Annotated in this window: 3 protein-coding genes and 2 pseudogenes; 3 read left to right on the forward strand and 2 right to left on the reverse strand. The window is 35.8% G+C overall.

Annotated features, from left to right (window positions below; all coding sequences use genetic code 11):
• Nucleotides 1-149: 149 nt before the first annotated feature.
• The 3 genes and pseudogenes from B3R91_RS00950 to B3R91_RS00960 form a co-directional block, all read left to right on the forward strand.
• Nucleotides 150-821, forward strand: a complete 672-nt coding sequence (locus tag B3R91_RS00950; RefSeq protein WP_286795917.1) for a thermonuclease family protein — start codon at nt 150-152, stop codon at nt 819-821.
• 81 nt (nt 822-902) lie between these two features.
• Nucleotides 903-1,239, forward strand: a pseudogene (locus B3R91_RS00955) (IS3 family transposase); the annotation flags it as partial.
• A 31-nt stretch (nt 1,240-1,270) separates the two neighbouring features.
• Nucleotides 1,271-1,582, forward strand: a pseudogene (locus B3R91_RS00960) (integrase core domain-containing protein); the annotation flags it as partial.
• A 36-nt stretch (nt 1,583-1,618) separates the two neighbouring features.
• Here the strand turns inward: B3R91_RS00960 and B3R91_RS00965 are convergent.
• On the reverse strand, nt 1,619-1,873 hold the full coding sequence (locus B3R91_RS00965; protein WP_286795919.1) for a hypothetical protein: 255 nt from the start codon (nt 1,871-1,873) through the stop codon (nt 1,619-1,621).
• Between the two features lie 224 nt (nt 1,874-2,097).
• Entirely contained in the window at nt 2,098-4,755 is a 2,658-nt protein-coding gene (locus tag B3R91_RS00970) for a DEAD/DEAH box helicase (RefSeq protein ID WP_286795920.1), read from the reverse strand.
• Nucleotides 4,756-4,867: the final 112 nt, after the last annotated feature.

Below are 4,867 nucleotides of genomic sequence, written 5' to 3' on the forward strand. Positions count from 1 at the left end.
TTATTTATTGGGGGGATTACCATAGTTCAATATAATTGGTAGTATACCCATAAATTATAGCCGTTTTTGCTTTCAAATAATCTACTCGAAATTTTTTGTGATAAATATATTATTTGCTAGGTGTATAACGTTACTCAAGGAGACTGAAATTGTCTTTACCAACTAAAATTAGGGTATTCATAAGCATACCTGCAATTATTTTAACTTTAACCTCTTGTATTAGTAATCACCAAGATATTAATAGTGTATCTCCTATTGCAGGTACTCAAAATAATCCTATTAAATGTGAGCATTCAGGCTCTGTAATAGACGTTATGAATGTTCGAGTCATTGATGGTGATACCCTGGAAGTTATAACATTTAACGGGCAGTCAGAGCGTGTACGTTTATTCGGCATTGATGCGCCAGAATCCAAGCAAAGTCATGGTGCCTATAGCACTGAAAAATTACAAGAATGTGTTAATAACACTAATGTCAGTATCGAATGGAAGGAAAGAGACTTTTACAAACGTGTAGTTGGAAAAGTAGTTGCAGATGGAAAAGACTGTAATCTAAATCAGTTGCAGCAAGGAGCTGCATGGCATTATAAAAATTATCAAAAAAACCAAATTGAATACGATCGCTTAGCTTATTCTAATGCTGAGGTAACTGCTCGTAATGAAAGTCGCGGATTATGGGCTAAGCTTGATGTAGTAGCACCATGGGATTACAGAAAACGCTTAAACAAAAGTTATGAGTTTAATAATACGTTATATGACCTAGAGAAAGCATCTTGTAATACTAATGGTATTATTACAGATAATAACGTAGTTGTAGATTAGATTTCTGGCATGCTATTAATACTAACTATAGTCAGTTCACAATAAAAGAAATACAGTCCATATCCTTAAATAGTTTAGGCAGATTATAGTGCCAATCGTCCTAATCAGCTATGGGTCGTGGATTTTACCTATATTAAAAAGACAAGTGGCTAAGTTCATACCGCATTTATTATTGATATGTTTATTCGCGCTATCGTTTGCTGAAACGGTCAATGGGCTGTATGAGTCTAAAGTGATTGAATATTTAAAAAAAGATTGGATTGGTATTAATGATGTTGAACTGGCAACCTTTGAATGGGTAGACTGATTTAATAAAACACGATTGCATAGTGTGATCGGTTATGTGTCACCCTTTGAGTTTGAAAAGCGGTATTATAATAATCTTAATCTGTTAGGTGAAGCTGCCTGGTTCAAGTAAATCAGCCTCCGATGTACTCGGGGAGATTCAGGTTCAGTACTTATCTATTCGCTATACCGATACCGATAAGATGACAGACTGCGGTGTGATTGCCTCTGTTGGCACTACGGGTGATTCTTATGACAACGCGCTGGCTGAAACGGTCAACGGGCTTTATAAGTCCGAGGTCATTCATTATTTGAAAGAGAGCTGGTCTGGTGTGAACGATGTTGAACTGGCAACCCTTGAATGGGTCGATTGGTTTAACAAAACACGACTGCATAGCACGATTGGATATGTGTCGCCCTTTGAGTTTGAAAAGCAGTATTATGATAATTTAACCCTGTTAGGCATCGCTGCCTGACTCAAGTAAATAAGCCTCCGATAAAGTCGGGGCGGTTCACATTGAAGATAATTGTCCACCTAAGCTATTTAAAGATTCAAGTAGTGCTTGTTCAATGCCTTTTGTTAAAGCATCTGTTTGGTTTCTAGTGTCGTTTGATAAATTAGAAACGGTATTATTGAACCCTTCTGCTGAACTTTGCATAGTATCGGCTATACCTGAAACGTGTTTACTAAAACCTTTTGTCGAGTTTTGCATACTGTCTGCTATATCTAACACATGATTATTAAAATTTGCTGCTGAATTTTGCATAGTATCTGCTATACCTAAGATTTGATCATTAATTTTAGGTAAATCGTTTGAGGCTTTACTATGAACCGCTCCGACTTTATCGGAGGCTTATTTACTTGAGTCAGGTAGCCATGCTTAACAGGATTACATTATCATAATACCGCTTTTCAAAATTAAAGGGTGACACATATCCAATCGTGCTATGCAAACGGGTTTTACTATGCCACTACAGTACCTAATGATCATTAGGTCTTAGCTACGCTTATCCATCTTATATCGCTAGGCTGCAAATACCTGTTAGAATTTAGTGCCATAAAATCTGATAATGTATTATCAATTTCAATCACAGATTTTTTGCAATGACCTTTACTTGGTAGGATTATTGCATTATCGATAGGATTTGATTTAACTAGAAATACATCTAAAGCTTGGTTTGGATTCACTATTACTTGGTCTGATGAACGATAGCAAATACACAACTTCTTCTTAATTATATGACCTTGAAGATCCTGCCATTTCAAGATTGAAGTAGTAATTTCAGTGAATTTATTGGTACCTGCTGTATTAATAAAAGCTGAAAGCCCACCAAATCTATAACTTGTTGCTTCTTTAATAAAATATTGCATAATAGGAGATGATAAATCGAGTAGGTGTGTTCCATTACGGGTACTAGCAACTGTTCTGTCTGTCGTTACTTCTATAATTGATGCTTTACCAAGCAAGACTCTAAATTTATCTTGAAAGTTTTCATCAAATCGAATGCGGATGGTGTTTATTTCATGGTGAGAGGTGTGTTCAATTTTCAGAATCTCTAACATACCCATTACAAAATTATGAATATGGTTAGCGCTAATAACCACTTCATGTTTTAGTTCATCTATATTACTACTTGCTGCATAATCTAGAAGCTCTCGTTGCTTTTCTACAGCATTCTTAGCATTATCAAGTGCTTTTTGAATACGTTCATGGGTACGAGTTATACCTATTTGATTGAGTTCAGACAAAATATTCTCAATATCAATCTGGTTAGATATTTCGCCAAGGATCTCATCTTTAAGGCCCTCGTTAAACTCATTATTTTGTAGAGAAGATAGATCGTCAACAATTTGATCAATCCTATTGTACATAGAAATAATAAGCTTTTGATCTAAGCTATCAGGTTGGTACAGGTTAAATATAGCCACTCGATTTTTCTGACCATAGCGGTATAGTCGTCCGATTCTCTGCACCAATCGCATAGGATTCCATGGTAAATCATAATTTATCATGATATTACAAGCGCGTTGCAAGTTAATACCTTCACCACCTGCTTCTGTAGAAATCAAAAAAGATCCCTTAGTTTCAAAATGTTCAATAGCCTTTTTTCTCTCATCATGACTCATTGAGCCATTTATGAGACTAACTGAATCTTCGCTAAAATAATTTTCTAAATTAACTCGTAAATACTCCTGAGTATTACGGTATTCACTGAAAATAAGTATTTTATTGGAAGAGTTGTCAGATAAAATTTTATCAACAACTTCATTTTTGAAGTATGCAAATTTCTGGTCATTAATTAGTAATATTGAACTAGAGCTTATTAAATTTTTAAGGAGAGCAAGCTCACCGTCAAAGAATTCATGATTAGATGTTTGAGAAAGCTGGTTTTCTTCACTCTCACCTATAAAGCGCTCATCAACATCAACTGCTAAGTAGTATTTATTTTGCAACTTATCTCGTTTAATTTCTATCTTAGCAACACGTTTCAGTAAAGCCTGATGAATAGCTTGAATACTAGATGCTGCAAGTTTCCTATAGGTCGTCATTACAAACCCAATAGCTCGCGCTTGTGGATTTGTTCCCTCAGTACTTGCAGAGTAGCCTAACTTAAAATACTCTGCTAACTGCAGCTCAAAATCAGAAAACTCTTTACTTGAAGGGATATTGACGGCATGAACGGTTTTACCTTTAAAAATGAAATTGCCTTCATGGTCTGTAACATCTGCTTTATGATTTCTAAAAACCATATCTCGCATGATCTCTGGGTTGAAATTTAGAGTAGCTAATTGGTCTTTTCTGTCAGGTCTTAATAGCTCTAAGAGAGCAACAAACTTATCCTGTTCCCCTTGATGAGGGGTCGCACTAAGCAATATCATTGATTTTGTTCTATTTCGAAGTTTATTGGCTAAAGCAAAGCGTTCGGATGATTTTATCTGCATGCCGTATTGCTTGCGGCTCAGACGATGCCCTTCATCAAAAATTATTAAATCCCATGTTTCAGCAGCTAATATAAGGTCAATATGATTATCGTTTTTAAGCTTATCTATAGATCCAATGACATAATCATGTAGCTTCCACTTGCGAACCTCATCTATCTTAAAGTCTTCATCATATATTTCAAATTCTTCTAAATTAAATTTGTCATACATCTCTTCTTGCCACTGTTTAACTAATCCTGCGGGAGTAACTAAAAGTACTCTCTTAGCCAGACCTCTCTGTCTCAATGCATGTATTAGCATTCCTGTCTCAATAGTTTTTCCAAGCCCCACATCATCTGCAATCAGCCAGTTTAGGTTTCCCGAGGCTAGTATATGATGAACTAAGTTAATTTGATGCGGTAGAGGGTCTATATCAAGATGAGACAGAGATCCTGAGTTCTCGTTCCAGATTTCGATGGCATTTGCTAGAGTCCTAAGTCTTAACCGCTCTGCTTCTATATTGGATTTACTTATATCTCCTATAATATACCTATCCTTAGACTCTTTGATCCATACCAAATGCTGATAAGGCATCCATATCTTTCTTTCACTGTCTTTAAAATCAACTAAGAATTGCTCAAATCCTGCGAGTACTCGTTGTTGAATTATTAAACCTTGACCAAGTGATTGATGGCCTACATCAGGTGTTTTATCTATCACTACCATACCAACTCTAAGCCCTGAGGTTACATCATTCGCTGCACATTTGGTGATAGCACTACCTTCAGTAAACCAACGAACCGTTAATTCATTGCTTATATAGTCAGTTCAAAACAAA

This window comes from Psychrobacter sp. UBA6291 (assembly GCF_002439405.1).
Taxonomy (GTDB): domain Bacteria; phylum Pseudomonadota; class Gammaproteobacteria; order Pseudomonadales; family Moraxellaceae; genus Psychrobacter; species Psychrobacter faecalis.